Source organism: Actinomadura citrea (assembly GCF_013409045.1).
Taxonomy (GTDB): Bacteria; Actinomycetota; Actinomycetes; order Streptosporangiales; family Streptosporangiaceae; genus Spirillospora; species Spirillospora citrea.
Genome location: NZ_JACCBT010000001.1, coordinates 7,777,098 through 7,796,532 on the forward strand (window position 1 = coordinate 7,777,098; position 19,435 = coordinate 7,796,532).

Below are 19,435 nucleotides of genomic sequence, written 5' to 3' on the forward strand. Positions count from 1 at the left end.
GTCCTCCGCCGCGTCGCCCTGGCCGAACCCGTCCGGCGGACCTGTCCCGCCGCCCGCGGGAGAAGTAGTGATCCGCGCCCGCTGACGCTCTGAGCACAACTTCGGAGGCCCTGGGGAGCACTACCGTCCCCAGGGCCTCTTCCTGTCTTCGATGCGGCCGGTGAGCGGGAGGCCCGGCTTGTAGTGTTTCGGCGTGTTCATGGGGCGAGACCGTGAGAGGGACCGCGTCGCCGGGGTTCTCGGGGACGCCCGTTCCGGGGTCGGCCGGACCCTGGTCATCCGGGGCGAGGCGGGGATCGGCAAGACCGCGCTGCTCGGCCGGATCTCGGCGGACGCCGGGGACATGCAGATCATTCGCGGCACCGGCGTCGAGTCGGAGAGCGAGCTGGCGTTCGGCGGGCTGCACCTCATGCTGCATCCGTACCGCGACCGTTTCGAGGCGCTGCCCGAGCGGCAGGCGGCGGCGCTGCGCTCGGCGTTCGGTCTCGCCGCCGGGCCGGCCGGCGACCGCTTCCTGATCGGCGCCGCCACCCTCACCCTGCTGTCCGAGCTGGCCGCCGACCGGCCGCTGGCGTGCCTGGTGGACGACGCGCAGTGGCTCGACAGCGCCTCGCTGGACGCGCTGCTGTTCGCCGCCCGCCGGCTCGGCGCCGACCCGATCGCCATGATCTTCACGGTCCGGGACGGCGCCCGGCCCTTCCCCGACCGCGGCCTGGAGGTGCTGCGGCTGACCGGCCTGGACCGCGGCGCCGCCGAAGACCTGGTGGCGGCGCGCGTGCCCGGCCTCACCGTCCCGGTGCGGGAGCGCCTGCTGGACGAGGCGGCCGGCAACCCGCTCGCGCTCATCGAGCTGGGGAACGCCCTGCGGTCGCGGCCCGCCCGTCCCGCCGGTCCGCTGCCGGTCGGCGGCAGAGTGCAGGAGACGTTCCGGCGCCGGCTGGCCGAGCTGCCGGACGCCACCCGCCGGCTGCTCCTGGTGGTCGCCGCCGACAGCACCGCCGACCTCGGCATCGTGCTGCGCGCCGGCGACGCGCTCGGCCTCGCGCCCGCCGACCTCGGACCCGCCGAGGAGGCCGGGCTCGTGGTCCTGGACGGCGGGGAGGTGCGGTTCCGCCACCCGCTCATCCGCGCCGTCACCTACCAGGACGCGGCCCACCACCGGCGGATCGACGTCCACGGCGCCCTGGCGCGCGCCCTGCCCGGCGACGAGCACGCCGACCGGCGCGCCTGGCACCTGGCGGCCGCCGCGACCGGCCCCGACGAGGGCGTCGCCGCCGAGCTCGAACGGGTCGCGCACCGCGCCGAGCTGCGCGGCGGCACGGCCGCCGTCTCCACCGCGTACGAGCGCGCCGCGCGGCTCAGCACCGAGCCGGAGGGCAAGGCCCGGCGGCTCGTCCACGCGGCGCGGGCCGCCTACGACGCCGGCCGGCCCGACCAGGCCGCGCGTCTCGCCGAGGAGGCCGAGCACCTCACCGAACAGGACGGGGTCGTCGCCGAGGCCACCTTCATCCGCGCCCAGGTCGCCTACGAGCGCACCTCGCCCGCGGCCGACGCGGAGCTGGCGCTGCGGGGCGCGGCGCTCATCGCCGCGAGCGACCCCGAGCAGGCGGTGTCCATGCTGACGGAGGCCGTCTGGTCCGCCCGGGACGCGGGCGCCCACGACCTGGTGCGGCGCAGCGTCGAGCTGCTCGGGACGGTGCGGCTGCCCGCGGGCTCGGCGAAGGCGCCGGTGACCGCCGGGCTGATCGCCTACGGGCGGCTGGCGGACGGCGCGCCGGGGGCCGTCCCGCCGATGCGGGCCCTGTTCGAGGCCGCGCGGAGCGGCGAGGTCGAGGAGGTCGTCGAACGCATCATCGGCGGTTTCATGGGCCTGCTCGTGGCCGACGACCGCGGCGCGACCGGGCTGCTGGAGGGGATGGCCGCGCAGGCCAGGTCCCGGGGCGCGCTCGGCTGGCTCCCCTACATCCTGGAGGCCCTCGCGATCGGGCGGGTGCTGCTCGGCGACCTGCGCGGCGCGGACGCGGCGGCGGCCGAGGGCATGTCGCTTGCCGCCGACATCGGCATGGAGACGCAGGTGACCGCGCTGCGGTGCATCGCAGTGCGGCTGGAGTCGGATGCCGGACGCAGCCGCGCCCTGGCGGCGGGGGTCCTCGAGCACGCCGACCTTCACCCGACCAACACCGCGCTCGCGTCCTGGGGCCTCGGCCTGCTCGACCTCGCCGAGGGGAACGCCGGAGCCGCCCTGGAGCGGCTGGACGCGGTGTGCTCCGGCCCCGCCCGGCACGACGTGCTGATCCGCGCCGTCCCGGACCACGCGGAGGCGGCCGTGCGCGCCGGGCGCCCGGAGCTGGCCCGCACCCACCTTCCCGCGTTCGAGGCGTGGGCGGCGGCCACGTCCAGCACGGCCCTGATCTCCCGCTGCCGCGCCCTGCTCGCCACCGGGGAGGAGGCCGACGAGCACTACCGCACCGCCCTCGGCCTGCACGGCGACCGCGTCTACGACACCGCGCGGACCCGGCTGCTGTACGGGGAATGGCTGCGCCGCCGGCGCCGCCGCACCGAGGCCCGGGAGGAGCTGACCGCGGCGCGGGAGGCGTTCGCCCGGATCGGCGCCGAGTGCTGGGCCGAGCGCGCCCGCGCCGAGCTGGAGGTCCTCGGGGACCGTCCGGCGGCCCGGTCCGGGGACGCCGACCCCCTGAAACGGCTGACCCCGCAGGAGCTCCAGGTGGTGCGGCTCGCCGCCGCCGGTCTCAGCAACCGGGAGATCGGCGCGCAGCTCTACCTCAGCCCCCGCACGGTCGGGCACCACCTCTACAAGGCGTACCCGAAGATCGGCGTCACCCGCCGCGTGGAGCTGGCCCGGCTGGTATCGGACACATGACTTAGGCCCGTCGCCGCACCCGCCGGTCCCGCCCCGCCCGCGCCGCTCCTGGCCCCGTCCACCCCCGCCGACCTGCGCTCCTGAACACCCGTTCGATGACCGATGCGGCCCGTCCCGCCGCGCTCGTAGCGTCGTGGCCACCTCGAACGAACGGAGAACCACGATGCTTCTGGAGAACAAGACCGCGGTCATCTACGGCGGAGGCGGCAACATCGGCGGCGCCATGGCGCGCGGCTTCGCGGCCGAGGGCGCGCGGGTGTTCCTCGCGGGCCGTACCCCCGCCAAGCTCGACGCCGTCGCCGAGGGGATCCGGGCCGCGGGCGGCCTCGCCGAGACGGCCCGTGTGGACGCCCTGGACGAGGACGCCGTGAACGGCTGGGTCGACTCGGTCGTGGAGACGGCCGGCAGCATCGACGTGTCCGTCAACCTCATCTCCCAGGACGCGCTGTTCCGGCCCATGATCGAGATGCCGGCGGCGGACTTCGGCCGCGCCATGGAGAAGGTCGCGCGCTCGTTCCTGGTGACCACCCGGGCCGCCGCGCGGCACATGGTCAAGCAGGGCTCGGGCGTGATCCTGCATTTCGGCGGGTCCGACGGCACCAACCGCGCGCCCGGCCTCGGGACCGTGCAGATCGGCAGCGACATGGTGGAGGCGATGCGCCGCCAGTGGGCGTGCGAGCTCGGGCCGCACTCGGTCCGCGTCCTGTCGATGCGCACCGGCGGCATCCCCGGCGAGGGCCTGCCGGATCCGGTGAAGCAGCAGATGGTGGACGCCACCCTGCTCAAGCGCACCGCGACGCTCACCGACGTCGGCCGCGTCGCCGCCTTCCTGGCCTCCGACCACGCCGCCAGCCTGACCTCCACGCAGGTCAACATCTCCGCCGGCGCCCTGGTCGACTGACCGGGCCCGTCACCACCGCGCGGACGAGGCGCCGTCCCGGCGTCTCGTCCGCGTTCAGCCGCGTCCGCCCGCCTTCGGGACGAAGGACGAGGCCATCAGGGCACCCCGGCCGAGTGCACGCCTTGAGCGTCCGTCGCCGGTCAGGCGGTCGGGCCTTGGCCGTCGTTGTCCAGGGTCTCGGCGTGCAGGGCCTGGGAGATGGCGTCCTGCCAGCCCGTCAGGAAGGCGGGGTAGCCGTCGGCGAACCGGCGCAGGTGGGCGGCTCCGTCGTCGGACAGTGCGGTGAGCTCGTAGGTGACGGTCACGTTGCTGTGGTCGCCGGCCTGCTCCAGGACGACGGAGACCGTTCCCGCGCTGACGCCCGGGGTGACGCGCGCGTAGCGGATGCGCCGCCCGGGGGTCGCGTCCACGACGATCCAGGTGGTGGTCTGGCCGTGGTCGCGGTCGGGTGTCTGGAAGACGGTCCCGGGCTCGGCGTCGTCGGCGACGGGCGCGGGGAAGGACGGCTCCCAATGGGGAACCCACCGCCGCTCGCCCTGCGCTGTGAACAGGGGAAACGCCTCGCCGGAAGGCAGTGCGACCGTCAGGCGGCCGGTGAGCCGGTGCCGGGCGCCGCTCATCGCGTCTCGTCCAGGGTGTGCGCGTCCGCCGCGGTCAGGGTCAGGCCGTAGACGTCCTTGAGCTGCTCGATCTTGGCGAGCGTCTCCGGCGAGAAGGGGGCCTTCCCCTCGAAGGCGTGCAGGGCGATGCCTTCGACCAGGTCGCCCAGGGACAGGTCGAGGTACTCGGCCAGCGCCTTGAGGACCTTGAGCACGTTGCGCTCGATCCGCACGCCGGTCTGCACCCGCTCAACATTTACCATGGTACCAAGTTACCAGCTCCGGTCCCGGTGCGGTGGCCATGCGGGGACGATCACCTCTACCTTGGACGATCACGCGATTTTCGGACGTGGCGGACGGAAGGGATGGAGCGGCATGCCGGAACCTTCGGCCGCCTCAGGCGGAGAGCCGCCGACGGACGAGCGGCCGGGGGCCGACCCCGGTCCGCGGGGCCGGTGGTGGTGGGCGGCCTGGCTCGTCCCGGGCTACGCGATCTCCTACGGGCTCGTGCTCGCCCTCCTCAGCGACGGCTTCTTCTGGCTCGCCATCCCCGGGATGCTCGGGCTCGCCACCGTGGTGCTCCTGGCGCTGCACGTGCTGCTCGAAGGGCCGTTCGGCGCCGCCGTCCCCTATGCCACGGACGGCACGGACCGCGAAGGCCCGGTGAAGCACCATTACAAGATCCTGATCGGGCGGTACCTGCTGGTGGTGGTGGTCTCCGTCGCGATGGTGGCCGTGCCGCTCGCCGTGGACGTCGACTACCTCTACCCGTTCGTCGGCACGGGGATGGTGGCGCTGCTGCTGGGGACGAGGTTCTGGCTTCCCCAGATCGTCTCCATGCGGAAATGCGCCCGGATACTGAAGGTCTACGACTTCGAGTTCCGCTCGCCCGTGCAGAAGTCGAACCTGCGCGGCAACGGGGTGCGGTCCCTGACCCTCGGCGCCGGCGGTTCTCCGCGCATGTCGGCCCGGGAGCCGCTGTTCTCCGACCGGTGGCCCAGGGGGATCGAGAACGGGGTGTGGTTCGCCGGGGACGACCCGTTCGGCGGAGTGATCCTCGTCCCGGGCACGGGTGAGCTGATGTGCATGCAGCCCGCAACCTGGTCGGCGCAGGACAAGGCCCGGCGGCAGGCCGACCACCAGCGCCGGGAGAGGGCCCGGCGGGCCGGTCTGGCGCGAAAGTCGATCTAGCGGCTCAGGTGGGTCCCGCGGTCACGGTGTGATGACGAGCTTGCCGCGCGTGTGCCCGCCCCGGCTGGCGTCGAAGGCCTCGCCCACCTTCTCCAGCGGGTACGTCCCGGCGACCTCCACCGTGAGCGCGCCGCGGTCGGCCATGGCCCCGAGCTCCGCCAGCTTCGCGCCGCTCGGACGGACCCAGATCCAGTGGCCGCCGTGCTCCTCGACGGTGTTGTCGGCGACGGACACGTGCCGCCCGTCCTCGGCCAGGACGGCGAGGGTCGTGTCGAGCTGGCCGCCCACGAAGTCGGCGACGGCGGACACCCCGTCGGGCGCCAGGGCCCGGACGCGCTCGGCCAGCCCGTCCCCGTAGACGACCGGCTCGGCGCCGAGGTCGCGCAGGAACTCGTGGTTCCTCTCCGAGGCCGTGCCGATGACGCGGGCGCCGCGGTCCCGTGCGATCTGGACCGCCAGGCTTCCCACCCCACCGGACGCCGCGTGGACGAGCAGGACGTCGCCCGGCCCGACCCCCAGGCGGTCCAGCGAACGCTGCGCGGTCATCCCGACGAGCGGCAGCCCGCCGGCCTGGTTCCAGTCGAGCGACACGGGCTTGCGCGCCACGTCGTCCGCCGTGACCGCGACGAACTGCGCGAACGTCCCGGCGCCGACGACGTCCTTGCGGGCGTAGGACATGACCTCGTCGCCGTCCGCGAACTCCGGCGTGTCGGGACCGCTCCCCCGCACGACCCCGGCGACGTCCCAGCCGGGGATGACGGGGAACATCGCGTCCATCATCCCGTCCAGGCCGCCGGCCATGACCTTCCAGTCCACGGGGTTGACCCCCGCCGCGCGGACCTCGATCAGGACCTGCCCCGGGCCGACCTTCGGGTCCGGGACGTCCCCGGTCCGCAGGTGCGAGTTGTCGCTGGCGAAAGAGTCATAGGTGACGGCACGCATGCCCTCAACCTGCCACCCGGCCCGCCCGGCAAACATGGCCGCCAACGCGTAGGAACTTCCCTACGTTTGACAGGTAGGAAATTCCCTACGTATCTTCGGGGCATGAACATCACGCATGTGCGGCTGCTGACCGTGCCGGTCTCCGACCAGGACGCGGCCAAGGACTTCTACGCGGGCAAGCTCGGCTTCGAGGTGGTGATGGACCGCTCGACGGGCCCGATGCGCTGGCTCCAGCTGGCGCCCAAGGGCGCGGAGACGAACGTCGTCCTGGCGGACCACGTGCCCGGTGCGGCGCCCGGCAGCGTGCACGGGCTCATGCTGGAGACGACCGACCTCGACGCGGACTGCGAGCACCTGCGCAGCGCCGGGGTGCGGGTCGAGGGCCCGCAGGACCTTCCCTGGGGGCGGCAGGCGACGCTGACCGACCCCGACCCCGACGGCAACGGCATCGTGCTGGCCGCACGTTGACGTCGGACGTCTTCGCGGCCCTGGCCAGCCCCGTCCGGCGGGAGCTCACCGCCCTCCTGCTGGACGGGCCGCGCCCGGTCAACGAGCTCGCGGCGCACTTCGCGATGAGCCGCCCGAGCGTGTCGGAGCACCTCAAGGTGCTGCGCGACGCCGGACTCGTCAGCGAGCGGCGCAACGGCCGGCAGCGCCTCTACCGGCTGGAACCCGCGCCCCTGCGGGAGCTCTCGCAGTGGCTCACCCCGTACGAGCGGTTCTGGCGGGAGAAGCTCTCCAACCTGCGCGACCTGCTGGACGAGGAGGACCTGTGACCCCTGTCGGCGAGGCGTCCGCCCTGGTCAAGCGGTTCGGGAAGGCGCGGGCCCGGCCGGCGGGCACCGGCGTGGACCACCGGCATCGTCCTGGTGCCGGGCGCCGTCGCCGTCGCCCGTTTCCGCGGGGGGCGACGTGGAAGAGGGGGGAACATGAGCGGTGAGCGGGCCTCGATCGAAGTGGACGAGTTCCTGCCGCATCCGCCCGCGAAGGTGTGGCGGGCGCTCACCGAGCCGGACCTGCTGGCCCGGTGGCTGATGCCGAACGACTTCAAGGCCGTCGTCGGGCACCGCTTCACGTTCACCGCCGGGCCGATCCCGGCGATCGGCTTCGACGGGTCGATCGCGTGCCGCGTCCTCGACGTCGAGGACGGGAGCCTGCTGCGCATCAGCTGGCGCGGAGGCGGCCTCGACACGACGGTGACGTGGCGGCTCGCCCCCGAAGGGCACGGCACCCGCCTCTTCGTCGAGCACGCGGGCTTCGACCTGGACGACCCCGTCAACGCCCACGCCTTCCGCGGCATGGGCAGCGGGTGGCGCTCCGGCGTCTTCCGCTCCCTGCACGACCTCCTCGCCGACCTGCGCTGACCCCGCCGCAGGGCGGCGAGACGCCCTGCGGCGGTCAGGCGACGGGCTCCAGAGGCGGGTCGTCGGCGAACTGGGTGCGGTAGAGATCGGCGTAGCGGCCGTCCGCGGCGAGGAGTTCCTCGTGGGTGCCGCGTTCGATGATGCGGCCGCTCTCCACGACGAGGATCAGGTCGGCGGCGCGGACGGTGGACAGGCGGTGCGCGATGACCACGGCGGTGCGGCCTTCGAGGGCCTCGGTCAGGGCCTCCTGGACCGCGGCCTCCGACGTGGAGTCGAGGTGCGCGGTGGCCTCGTCCAGGATCACGACGCGCTGGCGGGCGAGCAGCAGCCGGGCGATGGTGAGGCGCTGGCGCTCGCCGCCGGACAGGCGGTAGCCGCGCTCGCCGACGATGGTGTCGAGGCCGTCGGGCAGGCCCTCGATGAGGGCGTCGAGGCGGGCGCGGCGCAGGACGTCCCAGAGCTCCTCCTCGGCCGCCTCGGGTCGGGCCAGCAGGAGGTTCTCGCGGATCGACTCGTGGAACAGGTGCCCGTCCTGCGTCACCATGCCGAGCGTGTCGCGGACGGCCTGGAACGACAGTTCGCGGACGTCGACGCCGCCGAGCCGGACGGCGCCGGAGTCGACGTCGTAGAGGCGCGGCAGCAGCTGCGCGATCGTCGACTTGCCCGCGCCGGACGAGCCGACCAGGGCGACCATCTGGCCGGGCTCGGCGCGGAACGAGACGTCGTGCAGGACGTCGACGCCGCCGCGGGTGTCGAGGGTGGCGACCTCTTCGAGGGAGGCGAGGGAGACCTTGTCGGCGGACGGGTAGGCGAAGGTGACGTTGTCGAACTCGACGGCCACCGGGCCCTCGGGCACGTCGCGGGGCTCGGGCTTCTCGGCGACGAGCGGCTTGAGGTCGAGCACCTCGAAGACCCGCTCGAAGCTGACGAGCGCGCTCATCACCTCGACGCGGGCGCTGGCCAGGGCGGTCAGCGGCGCGTAGAGGCGGGTGAGCAGCAGGGCGAGGGCGACGACGGCGCCCGCGTCGAGGTGGCCGCGCAGGGACAGGAACCCTCCGACGCCGTAGACGAGCGCGAGGGCGAGCGCCGAGACCATGGTGAGCGCCGTGATGAAGACGTGCTGCACCATCGCGGTGCGGACCCCGATGTCGCGGACGCGGCGGGCCCGGGCGGCGAACTCGGCCGACTCGCGCGCCGGGCGCCCGAACAGCTTCACCAGCGTCGCGCCGGGGGCGGAGAACCGCTCGGTCATCTGCGTGCTCATCGCGGCGTCGTGCGACGCGGCCTCGCGTTCGAGCTTCGCCAGGCGGCTGCCCATCCGGCGGGCCGGGAGGACGAAGACGGGCAGCAGGACCAGCGCGAGCAAGGTGATCTGCCAGGAGATGCGCACCATCACGGCGAAGGTCAGCAGCACCGTCACGAGGTTGCTGACCACCCCGGAGAGGGTGTCGCTGAACGCGCGCTGGGCACCGATCACGTCGTTGTTGAGCCGGCTGACCAGGGCGCCGGTGCGGGTCCGGGTGAAGAACGCGACCGGCATGCGCTGGACGTGGTCGAACACGGAGGTGCGCAGGTCGAGGATCAGCCCCTCGCCGATGCGCGCGGACAGCCACCGGTTGACGAGCCCGAGGGAGCCCTCGACCAGCGCCAGTGCCGCGATCACAATGGCCAGCCACACGACCGTGGACGTGGCGTCATGGTCGACGATCGCGTTGACGACCCATCCGGCGAGGACGGGCGTCGCGACGGCGATGACCGCCATCATCACGCTGAGCAGGAGGAAGGCCGTGAGGATGCCACGGTGCGGGCGGGCGAACCGGCCGATGCGCCGCAGCGTCGCCCGGGAGAACGGCCTGCTGTCGCGCGCGTTCATGGCGTGGTGCAGCGACATCCACGCCGTGACTTCCATGTCCATGGAGACCCCTGTGATCGTTAGCCTGGAACAGCAAGCATGCGACCTCAAGAAAGGTTGAGGTCAAGTCGCCGCCGGATCCCAGGATCCCGCGGGGGTACGACAGTTCCGCGAAGGAAGGGCGCCTGTGGACATCGACAAGGTCCGATCCGACACTCCCGGTTGCGCGCGGGTGGCCCATCTCAACAACGCCGGGGCCGCGCTGCCGCCGCGCCCCGTCATCGACGCCGTCACCGGCCATCTCGAGCTGGAGTCACTGATCGGAGGATACGAGGCCGCCGAGCAGAACGAGGCGCCCATCGCGCACTTCTACGACGCCGTCGCCAGGCTTCTGGGGGCCCGTCCTGATGAGATCGCCTTCGTGGAGAACGCGACCCGGGCGTGGGACATGGCGTTCTACGCGATCCCCTTCGCGGACGGCGACCGCATCCTGACGACGACGAGCGAGTACTCCAGCAACGCGATCGCCTATCAGCACGTGGCCGCGGCCAAGGGCGCGCGCGTGGAGGTCGTCCCGGACGAGCCCGACGGCACACTCTCTCTGGACGCGCTGGAGGCCGAACTGGCCAAGGGCGACGTCCGGCTGGTGTCGCTGAACCACATTCCCACGCACAACGGGCTCATCAACCCGGCCGCCGAAGTCGGTCGGCTGTGCCGTGCGCACGGCGTCCTGTACCTCCTGGACGCCTGCCAGTCGGTGGGGCACCTCTCGGTGGACGTCGGAGAGATCGGCTGCGACATCCTGTCGGCGACGGGGCGCAAGTTCCTGCGCGGCCCGCGCGGCACGGGGTTCCTGTACGTCCGGCGCGACATCCTGCGGACGCTCGTCCCGCCGTTCCTCGACCTTCAGGCGGCCGACTGGAAGGCGCCGGACGGGTTCGAGATGCGCGAGGACGCCCGGCGGTTCGAGACGTGGGAACGGCACGTCGCCGGGCAGATCGCACTGGGCGTCGCCGCCGACTACGCGGCCGACCTGGGGACGGCGCGGATCGAGGACCGCGTCCTCGGCCTCGCCGCCCGGCTCCGGGAGGAACTGGCCGCCCGGCCCGGGATCACCGTCCTGGACAGGGGCGCGCGGCCGTCCGGCATCGTCACCTTCACCGTGGACGGACGCGACCCGGCCGCCGTCAAGGCGGCGGCCAGGGAGCGGGGCGTCAACGTCAACGTGACCGACCCGATCTCACACGGATACGACCCGCACGCCCGTCCAGCGGCCGTGCGGGCCTCCGTGCACTACTACAACACCGACGAGGAACTGGAGCGGCTCCTGTCCGTGCTGGCCTAGGTCCGTGCTGCCCTGGGTCCGTGCCGGCCCAGGCCGGCAGGGTCAGGTGTTGGAGCGTGCCGCGCTGATGTCGGCGAGCGCGGACGCCGCGTCCCGCTCGATCGCCAGGTCGCCGATGGACACGATGCCCACCGGACGGCCGTCCTCCATGACGGGGAGCCGCCGCACGGACCGCTCGCGCATGATCTGCGCGGCCTTGTCGAGGGAGTCGTCGGGCCCCACCGTCGCGGTCACCTTGCTGGCGATCTGACCGATCTTGGCCTGGGTGGGGTCGCCGCCCGCGGCGAGCCCGCGCACCACCAGGTCGCGGTCGGTGACGACGCCCTTCAGGTCGTCGCCCTCCGCCACCAGGACCGCACCGATCTCCTCGTCGCGCATCGCACGCGCCACGGTCACGATGTCGAGCTCCGGCGACACCGACGTCGGCGAGCCGGTCATGATGTCGCGGACTTTCGTGGCCATCGCTCACTCCTTGCTCGTGGGTCGTAGCCGGGAACGATGCGGCCCTACCCCGCAGATGGGGGATCACTCATCGCGTCCGGAACGGCGCGAGCACCCTCCGGGCCGCGGCCTCGTCCACCACGAGCCGGTTCGGGTCCGAGGGCGCGGGACGGACCGGAATCGTGGCCGCGGCGACCCCGCCGCTCCCGTCGAACCCCCGCGCGAGCGTGCGCAGCGCCCCGGCGTCCAGCTTCGGCGTGCTCTCGACCGCACCGGCCGCGACGGTGAGGAAGCGCGCGAACCTCAGCGGGTTCTGCGTCGAGAGGGCCTTGGCCTGTCGCGCCAGCGAGGCGAGGAAGCGCTGCTGCCGCCTGACCCGGTCCAGGTCCGAGCCGTCCCCGAGGCCGTGCCGGACCCGGACGTAGGCGAGCGCCTGCGTCCCGTTCAGCAGGTGCCGGCCCGCGGGAAGGTCCAACCCGGAGTTCCGGTCGTCGACCGCCTTCGGCAGCGTCACCTCGACCCCGCCGAGCGCGTCCACCACCCGCGTGAACCCGCCGAAGTCGATGGTCACGGTCTGGTCGATCCGGGCGCCGGTCAGCGCCTCCACCGTCCGGCGCGTGCAGGCGGCGCCGCCCAGCGGGAACGCCGTGTTGACCGTCGCCTGCCGCGCCGGGGTCCGGCCGCAGGCGGGGATCCGCACGAGGACGTCCCGCGGGATGCTGACCACCTGCGGCCTCTTCCGATCGGCGGGGACGTGCACGAGCATCAGGGTGTCCGAGCGCGACAGGCCGCCATGGCGGGCGTCCAGCCCGATGACCAGCACGTTCAGCGCCCTGGCGGCGGCGGGCGCGGTCGAGCCGGTCGCCGTGGGCCTCTCGCCGCGCCCGTGCAGCACCACCGCCGGGACCAGGATCGCCGCGGCCGTGACCACCGCGACCACGCCGAGCAGCGTCCAGCGCAACATGCCCGTCCAGCGCAGCGTGGCGCGGCGCCCGCGCCGCGCCTCGTCCAGCAGCCGGCTCCGCTGCCGGGCGAGGGACGGCGGCGGCTCGTGCTCCAGGTCGCGGCCGAGGCCGCGGATCAGGTCCAGATCGTCCACGGTCACGCCTCCTCGCGCGTCGGGTCGGTGTCGCCGAGCGCCGCGCGCACCTTGCGCCGGGCCCGGTTGAGGCGGGAGCGGACCGTGCCGACCGGGATGCCGAGCGCCCGCGCCGCCTCCTCGTAGGACAGGTCGCCCCAGGCCACCAGGAGCAGGACGTCCAGGTCGCGGCGCGCCAGGCCGGACAGCGCCGCCGCCAGCACGGGACGGGTCGCCGACGCGGTCACCCCCGCCGCCACGCGGTCGTCGGGGCCCTCCACCGGGCCGTCCACGGGGCTGCGCCGCAGCGCCCGGTAGCGCGCGGCCTCCGCCCGGTGGTGCCGCGCGACCAGCTTCGTCGCGATGCCGAACAGCCACGGCCGCGCGTCCCGGTGCTCCAGGTCGAAGCGGTGCCGCTTGCTGAACGCGACCAGGAACGTCTCCCCGACGACGTCCTCCGCGGCCTCCCCGAGCCTGCGGGAGACGTAGCGGTAGAGCATCGCCGAGTAGCGGTCGAACAGCGCGGCGAACGCCTCGGGATCGGCGAGCGAACGCTCGATGAGAGCGGCGTCGCACTCCCGAGCCGTCGGGGGAACGGTCATCGCGGCCACCATGGCATGCGCACCGGGCCTTCCCGTGCGGGGACGTTGTCAGCGATGTATCTCCGCAACCCGCGCCCCAGGTTCACGGCGACACCGCGCGCCGATACGGAACCCGGCGAACCTTCCCGATAAAATGCGCATCCTCTATATGCACGGGGTTGTCGGCAGGACCGCTCCGCCGCCTGTCGGGGACGAGCAGAGGGGGTCTGCACGTGGGCGACGACGCCGAGCTTGACGCGGAACCGGCGCGCAACAGAACCGCTGAGTTCCGCGTGCCGGTGAAGGTCAACCTGACCCGTCCGGACATCGCCGTCCGCCGTCCCGCCAAGCCGCAGGACGAGCCCGGCGACGAGACCGACAAGGTCGTGGACGAGGCCGCGGACGAGGACCTGGACGAGGGCGCGGACGAAACCGCTGACGAGGCCGCTGACGAGGCCGGCGACGAGGCGTCCGAGGAACCGGCGGGCAGCACCTGGTACGTCCAGTTCACGTCTCCTCCCCCGAAAGAGGAGCCGGAACGGGAGGCTCCGCCCGCCGCTGCTCCTCCGTCCCCGGAGACCAAGCCTTGGCGCCCCACGTCACCGTCCGCCCAGGACGAGGAGCCCGCCCAGGAGAGCCGCACCGCCTCCCCACCGGAGGAGTCCCCGGCCGAAGAACACCCCGAGGACGACCGCACCCCGCAGACCACCGCGCCCCAGCAGGACCGCACCGCCGCCACGCCGCAGGAAACGCAGGAACGCACCGACGAGGCACGCGAGGCGCGCACCACCCCGGCACGGCGCCATGCAGCGCCCCCGAAGCCCGACGACGAGCCACCACCGGCCGCAACGCCCCGAAGCAGTGGCCGCCACGCGATACGTCCCGCGAACGGACACCCCCCAGGCGCTCCTGAGCCGGAGACAGAGCGGGAAACGCCGGGCGATGCCCCAGAGGCCCGTACTACTGGCGCGGCTCCACCCGCCCCGCCGCGGCGACACGCGGCGCCCTCTGGCGCGCCGCACGACACCGAGCGTCCTCGGGGCGCGGCCCCGCGCATCGCCCCGGCGCCGCCGCAACACCGGGAACGCCCCGGCGGCGTCCACGAAACGCGCGGCGACCGGGCGCGACCCGCGCCGCCCGACAGCGAACGTCCCGGCGCGCCCGCGCCGGCAGCGCAGCAGGGCACACCCGGCAACGTCCGCGACGCCCGTGCCGGTGCGGCGCCGACCGCCCCCTCACGGCACACGGCACCCCCGGAGACGGGACGTCCCCAAGGGGCGCCTCGCACGACTCCCGAGCCACCGCGACCGCAGGAACGCCCCGGCGGCGTCCCCGAAACACGCGCCAACCGGGCACTGCCTGCTCCGCCGCGTGCTTCCACGCCGCCCGAGAGCGAACACGCCCAGGGCTCGGCCGCACCGGCCATGTGGCCTGAGGCCCCTGGCGACGTCCGTGGCGGCGCGCCCTCGTCCGCCGGCCCTACGCGGGTCGAGCGGTTGCCGGATCTGTCGGCGCAGGGCGGGCCTTGGGAGGCCGCGCTTCCGGCTCCGGCGGCGCGGACGTCCGGGCAGTGGAGCGTGCCCTGGGACGGGGCGGCCCCACCGGCCCCACCGGCCCAACCGGTGTCTCCGGCCCAACCGGCCCAACCGGTGCCTCCGGCCGCGCCCGCCGTGGCGGAGAAGCGGAAGGGCAAGCGGCGCTGGCCCGTCGTCGTCGCGGCCATGCTGGTCCTCGTGGCCGGGCTCGTGGCCGGGCAGCTGCTGCGGCCGCCGCCCGACCCGACGGTGCGGCTGGCCATCGCTTCGAGCCACACCTTCCCCGGGCAGGCGCCGGTGCTGCCGTGGCCCGCGGTGGGCCAGGCGGTGCTCTACGTGGACGGGCTCGGGACGATGGGCGCGTCGGGCGGCGCCGTGCCGACGCCCACGGCGAGCGTCGCCAAGGTGATGACGGCCTATGTTTACCTGAGCGAGCATCCGCTGAAGTCCGGCGAGGCGGGACCGGTACTGACGGTGTCGCCGCAGGCGGCGGCGCAGATCCCGGCGCGCAAGCGGCGCGGCGAGTCGCTGCTCGGCGTCACGGCGAACCAGCGGCTGACCCAGCGCAAGGCGCTGGAGTCCCTGCTCATCATCTCGGCGAACGACGTGGCGCACGAGCTGGCGCGCTGGGACTCCGGGAGCGACCAGGCGTTCGTGGCGAAGATGAACGCCGCGGCGAAGCGGCTGGGCATGACCGGCACGCGCTACACCGACCCGAGCGGCTACCACTCCGGGACCGTCAGCACGGCCGCCGACCAGGTGAAGCTGCTGCGGGCGGCCATGCAGATCCCGGCGTTCACCGAGATCGTGAACAACCGGATGTACGTGCCGGACGGCGGCGGGTCCCCGCGGCAGGGCGGCAACTTCATCCTGGGACGCAACGGCGTGGTGGCCGGCAAGACCGGGTACACGGACGCGGCGGGCGGGAACTTCGTGTTCGCCGCGCACCGGAACGTCGGCGGCACGCAGACCCTGATCGTGGGCGCGGTGATGGGGCAGCGCTCCCCCAGCGCGGCGGACGCCGTCAACACGGCGGAGGGCATCCTCGTCGCGGCCGAGCAGGCCATGGTCGTGGCGCCGCTGGCGCGCCCCGGGCAGACGGTCGCCTGGATCGAGGACGGGCTCGGCGGCAGGAAGGCGCTGGCCGCCCCGTCGCCGGTGAACGTCGTCGGCTGGCCCGGCCTCACCGTGCCCGTCGGATACGACGGCGACCCGCCCGCCGAGCCCGAGCGCGGCACGAAGGCCGGGGCCGTGGACACGGGCGCCGCACGGGTGCCGGTGGAGGTCGGCACGGGGCGGTCCCCGTCCATCGTCAAGCGGCTGACGCGCCTCGGCTAGGCGCGGGGACGGCGGGGGGACACCGCTAGGCGTACAGGGCCGACAGGAAGCGGATCAGCAGGGCCTCGCGGGTGGCGGGCGGCAGGGCGTCCAGGATGGCGTTGACCATGGCCATCTCGGGCTCCGCGCCGCCGGCGAGGTCGACGCCGACCGATGCGAGCAGCCCCGCGAACCCTGCGTCGTCGAGGCTGTCGAGGTCCAGGCCGGCGAGCGCGTCCACCAGGCCGGACGGGACGTCCGGCGGCCCGGCCTCGCGGGCGGCCTTCACCGCGTCGGCGAGCGCGGCCAGGAGCGCGTCGACGTCGCTGACGCCGGTGAGCGTGAAATGCAGGTTCGGCGGGATGCCCTGGTAGGACAGCTGCGGCTGGAAGAACCAGCCCCGGGCGCGGGCCTCGTCGGCGACGACGAACACGTCCAGCGCCGGGTCGGTCGAGGCGACGGCGACGAGGGGGGCGGCGGGCTCGCCGAGGACCCGCAGTCCCGGGATCTCCGCGACGCCCGCGACCAGCCGCTCGGCCGCCGTCATCGCGGACTCGGCGAGGTCGCGGTAGCCCCGGCCGCCGACCGCCATGAGCGTCGCCCACGCCGCACCCAGCGGCCCGGCGCTCTTGCTGCTCTGCACGCCCGCGTTGATGACGGTGTATCCGGGCCATTCCGCGGACGCGAAGTAGGCGCGGCGGCGGACCGACTCGTCCGCGAACAGCACGACCGATGCCCCCTTGGGCGAGTAGCCGTACTTGTGCAGGTCGCAGGAGAGGGACGTGACGCCGGGCACGGACAGGTCGAACGGCGGGACGTCCCGTCCGGCGTCGCGCAGCCAGGGCAGCACCCAGCCGCCGACGCAGGCGTCCACGTGGCACGGCACCCCGGCGGACGCGGCGATGGAGGCGATCTCCGGGACCGGGTCCATGACGCCCTGCGGGTAGGACGGCGCCGAGGCGACGACCAGCACCGTGCGGGGCGTGAGCGCGGCGGCGGTCGCGGCCGGGTCGGCGCGGAACGCGTCGTCGACGGGAACGTGCACGACCTCGAGGCCGAGGTAGTGCGCCGCCTTGTGGAACGCGGGGTGCGCGGTCGCCGGCAGGACGATCTGGGGCGTGCCCTCGACCGGCCGGGCGTCCCGCGCCGCCTTCACCGCCAGCATGATCGACTCGGTGCCGCCGCTGGTGAAGACGCCGGTACCGCCGCCGAGCTTGTCCGCGACGCACCCGACGATCTGGCGTTCGAGCGCGACGATGCTCGGGAACGCCGTCGGGTCCAGGCAGTTGACCTCCAGCATCTCCTGGTAGGCGGTGGCGGCGAGGTCGTGCACCGCCTCCCGCCCGGTGTCGTAGACGTAGGCGGTGACCTGGCCGCCGCGCACGGGCAGGTCGGCGTCGCGCAGCCGGGCGAGTTCGGCGAGCAGGTCGGCGCCGGGGCGGCCGGCTTCGGGAAGGCGGTCAGACGGCATGTTCCGGTGTTCCCTCGATCGGGCGGTGGACGGCGGCCCGCCGGCGATAGGCCAGCAGGAGGGGGACGCTGAGCAGCAGCAGAGCGGCCGGGACGAGCGTGAACCCGACGGTCAGCCCGGTGAGGGCCGACTCCTCCTGGACGACGGGGGTGTCCAGGTCGGAGGACTGGAACGACGAGAGGGCCAGGATCAGCGCGAAGACGCCGGGGCCGAGGGCGAGCGCGCCCGTCTCCGCGGCCGTCCACAGTCCGGTGAAGGCGCCGGACTGCGCGTGCCCCGTCCGCCCGGCGTCGGCGTGGACGGTCTCGGGCATCAGCGACAGCGGGAGCAGCTGCACGGCCGCGTAGCAGATGCCGATCAGGGCGCTGAGGGCCAGGACCCCGGCGGTGGAGGTGATGAGCGGGTAGGCGGCGACGCCGGTCGCGGCGAACACCACCAGCGCCGCCGCATAGCAGCCGACCTCCCCGTACCGGCGGGCCAGCCGTCGCCACAGCGGGACCGCGAACGCGCTCGGCGCGACCATGCAGACGAACATCGCCGAGGTGAGCCCGTAGTCGTCCAGCCGGTACGTCGCGATGTACGGCGCGCCCGCCAGCATGATCGCGACGGCGAGGGTGTTCCCGACGTGCGCGCCGAGCAGCAGGAAGAACGGGCGGTTGCCGCGCGCGGTGCGCAGCGCGGCGGCCAGCCCGAGCGGGTGCGGCCCCGGACGGGAGGGGATCCAGCGGGTCGCCAGCGTGCTCGCCACCATGGCCGCGCCCATGACGAGCCCGATCACGCCGCCCATCAGGGCGTATCCCGCGCGCCCGCCGCCGGCGGCACCGGTCAGGACGGGCGCCAGCCCGCCCGCGACGAGGATGCCGACCGTCAGGCAGACGACCCGCCACGCCATCGCGCGCCCGCGCTCGGACGGGTCGCCGGAGATCTCCGCGGGCAGCGCCACGTACGGCACCTGGAAACACGCGAACGCGCTGGCCGCCAGCAGGAACATGATCCCGGCCCAGCCGGCCGCGAACCCCGGGGAGTCGGCCGGAACGGCGAACATCGCGGCGAACAGGACCGGCAGGGTCAGCGCGCCCAGCATCAGGAAGCGGGTGCGGCGGCCCGTCCGGACGGCCTCGCGGTCGCTGGCGGCGCCGACGATCGGGTTGAGCAGCACGTCCCATGCCTTGGGGACCACGAGGACGGCCCCGGCGATCGCGGCGGACACGCCGAGGACGTCGGTGAGGTAGTACAGGAGCAGCAGCCCGGGGACCGAGGAGAAGACGCCGGTACCGATCGAGCCGACGCCGTAGCCGAGGAGCCGCCGCCGGGGCAGCGCAGTGGTCATCCGGGGCTGCCGGCGGGCGGGCCGATCGCCGCGGCGACCGTCCGGCGGATGTGGGCGCGGAACCGGGTGACCGCCTGCGGGTCGTCCACCCCCCGGCGCTTCCCGCCCTGGTCGAGGATGCCGCCCGAGCCGAACCCGTGCGTGCACCAGACGACCGTCCACACGAGGTAGTCGAGGTCTACCCGGTCGTCCACGACGTTGCGGGCGGCCTCGCTGACCATCTCCATCAGCGGCCGGACGTACTCGTCCTCCAGATGGGCGACGTCGGCGGCGTCCGAGAGCCACCGGTGCATCCACAGCGCGGGGATCTCGGGCCGCTCCATGCAGAACTCGACGTACCGGTCGACGAGGGTGAGGAGGCCCTCCACGTCCGGGGTGATCTCGGCGAGCGCCTTCTCCAGCACCTGCCGCTCGGCCCGGTGGGCGCGCTCCATGACGACGAGGTAGAGGTCGCGCTTGCCGCCGACGTGGTAGGCCACGGTGGCGACGTTGAGCCCGGCGGCCTCGGCGATCATCCGGGTGGACGTCCCGTCGTAGCCGAGCGCGGCGAACAGCCGGGTGGCGGCCTCGATGATCCGGTCCCGTCCGGTATCGCTGCTGCTCATCT

At 74.1% G+C, this 19,435-nt stretch carries 18 protein-coding genes; 8 read left to right on the top strand and 10 right to left on the bottom strand.

Going from position 1 to position 19,435, the window contains the following annotated elements; genetic code table 11:
• Nucleotides 1–199 precede the first annotated feature (199 nt).
• Together BJ999_RS35630 and BJ999_RS35635 are read left to right on the top strand one after the other, a co-directional pair.
• Entirely contained in the window at nt 200–2,881 is a 2,682-nt protein-coding gene (locus BJ999_RS35630; RefSeq protein WP_179839031.1) for an ATP-binding protein, read from the top strand.
• Between the two features lie 163 nt (nt 2,882–3,044).
• Nucleotides 3,045–3,782, top strand: a complete 738-nt coding sequence (locus tag BJ999_RS35635; protein ID WP_179837328.1) for an SDR family NAD(P)-dependent oxidoreductase — start codon at nt 3,045–3,047, stop codon at nt 3,780–3,782.
• Nucleotides 3,783–3,922: 140 nt separating this feature from the next.
• Here BJ999_RS35635 and BJ999_RS35640 read toward each other — a convergent pair whose 3' ends face one another.
• Nucleotides 3,923–4,402, bottom strand: a complete 480-nt coding sequence (locus tag BJ999_RS35640) for an SRPBCC domain-containing protein (RefSeq protein WP_179837329.1) — start codon at nt 4,400–4,402, stop codon at nt 3,923–3,925.
• Entirely contained in the window at nt 4,399–4,644 is a 246-nt protein-coding gene (locus tag BJ999_RS35645) for a hypothetical protein (protein ID WP_179837330.1), read from the bottom strand. The genes BJ999_RS35640 and BJ999_RS35645 overlap by 4 nt, the downstream gene beginning before the upstream one ends.
• 112 nt (nt 4,645–4,756) lie before the next feature.
• On the opposite strand from BJ999_RS35645, the gene BJ999_RS35650 reads away from it, so the two are divergent.
• Nucleotides 4,757–5,572: a hypothetical protein gene (locus BJ999_RS35650; protein WP_179837331.1), complete on the top strand. Its 816-nt coding sequence runs from the start codon at nt 4,757–4,759 to the stop codon at nt 5,570–5,572.
• A gap of 21 nt (nt 5,573–5,593) precedes the next feature.
• Here the strand turns inward: BJ999_RS35650 and BJ999_RS35655 are convergent, their stop codons facing one another.
• Entirely contained in the window at nt 5,594–6,514 is a 921-nt protein-coding gene (locus BJ999_RS35655; RefSeq protein WP_179837332.1) for an NADP-dependent oxidoreductase, read from the bottom strand.
• 102 nt (nt 6,515–6,616) lie between these two features.
• On the opposite strand from BJ999_RS35655, the gene BJ999_RS35660 reads away from it, so the two are divergent.
• The 3 genes from BJ999_RS35660 to BJ999_RS35670 all read left to right on the top strand — a co-directional run bounded on the left by BJ999_RS35660 (nt 6,617) and on the right by BJ999_RS35670 (nt 7,878).
• Nucleotides 6,617–6,982, top strand: a complete 366-nt coding sequence (locus BJ999_RS35660; RefSeq protein WP_179837333.1) for a VOC family protein — start codon at nt 6,617–6,619, stop codon at nt 6,980–6,982.
• Entirely contained in the window at nt 6,979–7,290 is a 312-nt protein-coding gene (locus tag BJ999_RS35665; protein WP_179837334.1) for an ArsR/SmtB family transcription factor, read from the top strand. Before BJ999_RS35660 ends, BJ999_RS35665 begins: the two co-directional genes overlap by 4 nt.
• Before the next feature lie 153 nt (nt 7,291–7,443).
• Nucleotides 7,444–7,878 (top strand): SRPBCC family protein, encoded by a 435-nt coding sequence (locus tag BJ999_RS35670; RefSeq protein ID WP_179837335.1) that lies wholly within the window; start codon nt 7,444–7,446, stop codon nt 7,876–7,878.
• 34 nt (nt 7,879–7,912) lie between these two features.
• On the opposite strand, the gene BJ999_RS35675 is transcribed toward BJ999_RS35670, so the two are convergent.
• The gene (locus BJ999_RS35675) at nt 7,913–9,793 is read right to left on the bottom strand and encodes an ABC transporter ATP-binding protein (RefSeq protein WP_179837336.1); all 1,881 of its coding nucleotides are present in this window, start codon (nt 9,791–9,793) and stop codon (nt 7,913–7,915) included.
• 124 nt (nt 9,794–9,917) lie between these two features.
• On the opposite strand from BJ999_RS35675, the gene BJ999_RS35680 reads away from it, so the two are divergent.
• Complete coding sequence (locus BJ999_RS35680; protein WP_179837337.1) at nt 9,918–11,075, top strand: aminotransferase class V-fold PLP-dependent enzyme; 1,158 nt, start codon at nt 9,918–9,920, stop codon at nt 11,073–11,075.
• A gap of 42 nt (nt 11,076–11,117) precedes the next feature.
• On the opposite strand, the gene BJ999_RS35685 is transcribed toward BJ999_RS35680, so the two are convergent.
• From BJ999_RS35685 to BJ999_RS35695, 3 genes are all read right to left on the bottom strand, one after another.
• On the bottom strand, nt 11,118–11,537 hold the full coding sequence (locus tag BJ999_RS35685) for a CBS domain-containing protein (RefSeq protein WP_179837338.1): 420 nt from the start codon (nt 11,535–11,537) through the stop codon (nt 11,118–11,120).
• Between the two features lie 67 nt (nt 11,538–11,604).
• Nucleotides 11,605–12,621: an LCP family protein gene (locus BJ999_RS35690; protein ID WP_179837339.1), complete on the bottom strand. Its 1,017-nt coding sequence runs from the start codon at nt 12,619–12,621 to the stop codon at nt 11,605–11,607.
• On the bottom strand, nt 12,618–13,196 hold the full coding sequence (locus tag BJ999_RS35695; RefSeq protein WP_229809985.1) for an RNA polymerase sigma factor: 579 nt from the start codon (nt 13,194–13,196) through the stop codon (nt 12,618–12,620). The genes BJ999_RS35690 and BJ999_RS35695 overlap by 4 nt, the downstream gene beginning before the upstream one ends.
• Nucleotides 13,197–13,408: 212 nt before the next feature.
• Between BJ999_RS35695 and BJ999_RS43835 the strand changes: the two genes are divergently transcribed.
• Nucleotides 13,409–16,048, top strand: coding sequence for a D-alanyl-D-alanine carboxypeptidase family protein (locus tag BJ999_RS43835; protein ID WP_229809986.1), 2,640 nt, complete (start codon nt 13,409–13,411; stop codon nt 16,046–16,048).
• A gap of 25 nt (nt 16,049–16,073) precedes the next feature.
• Here BJ999_RS43835 and BJ999_RS35705 read toward each other — a convergent pair whose 3' ends face one another.
• From BJ999_RS35705 to BJ999_RS35715, 3 genes are read right to left on the bottom strand one after another with little or no spacing between them, the layout of a single operon-like run.
• A complete protein-coding gene (locus BJ999_RS35705) occupies nt 16,074–17,498 on the bottom strand; it encodes a pyridoxal phosphate-dependent decarboxylase family protein (protein ID WP_179837341.1) in 1,425 nt (474 codons plus the stop codon).
• A complete protein-coding gene (locus tag BJ999_RS35710) occupies nt 17,488–18,828 on the bottom strand; it encodes an MFS transporter (RefSeq protein WP_179837342.1) in 1,341 nt (446 codons plus the stop codon). Before BJ999_RS35710 ends, BJ999_RS35705 begins: the two co-directional genes overlap by 11 nt.
• Nucleotides 18,825–19,433: a TetR/AcrR family transcriptional regulator gene (locus BJ999_RS35715; RefSeq protein WP_179837343.1), complete on the bottom strand. Its 609-nt coding sequence runs from the start codon at nt 19,431–19,433 to the stop codon at nt 18,825–18,827. Before BJ999_RS35715 ends, BJ999_RS35710 begins: the two co-directional genes overlap by 4 nt.
• Between the last annotated feature and the right edge of the window lie 2 nt (nt 19,434–19,435).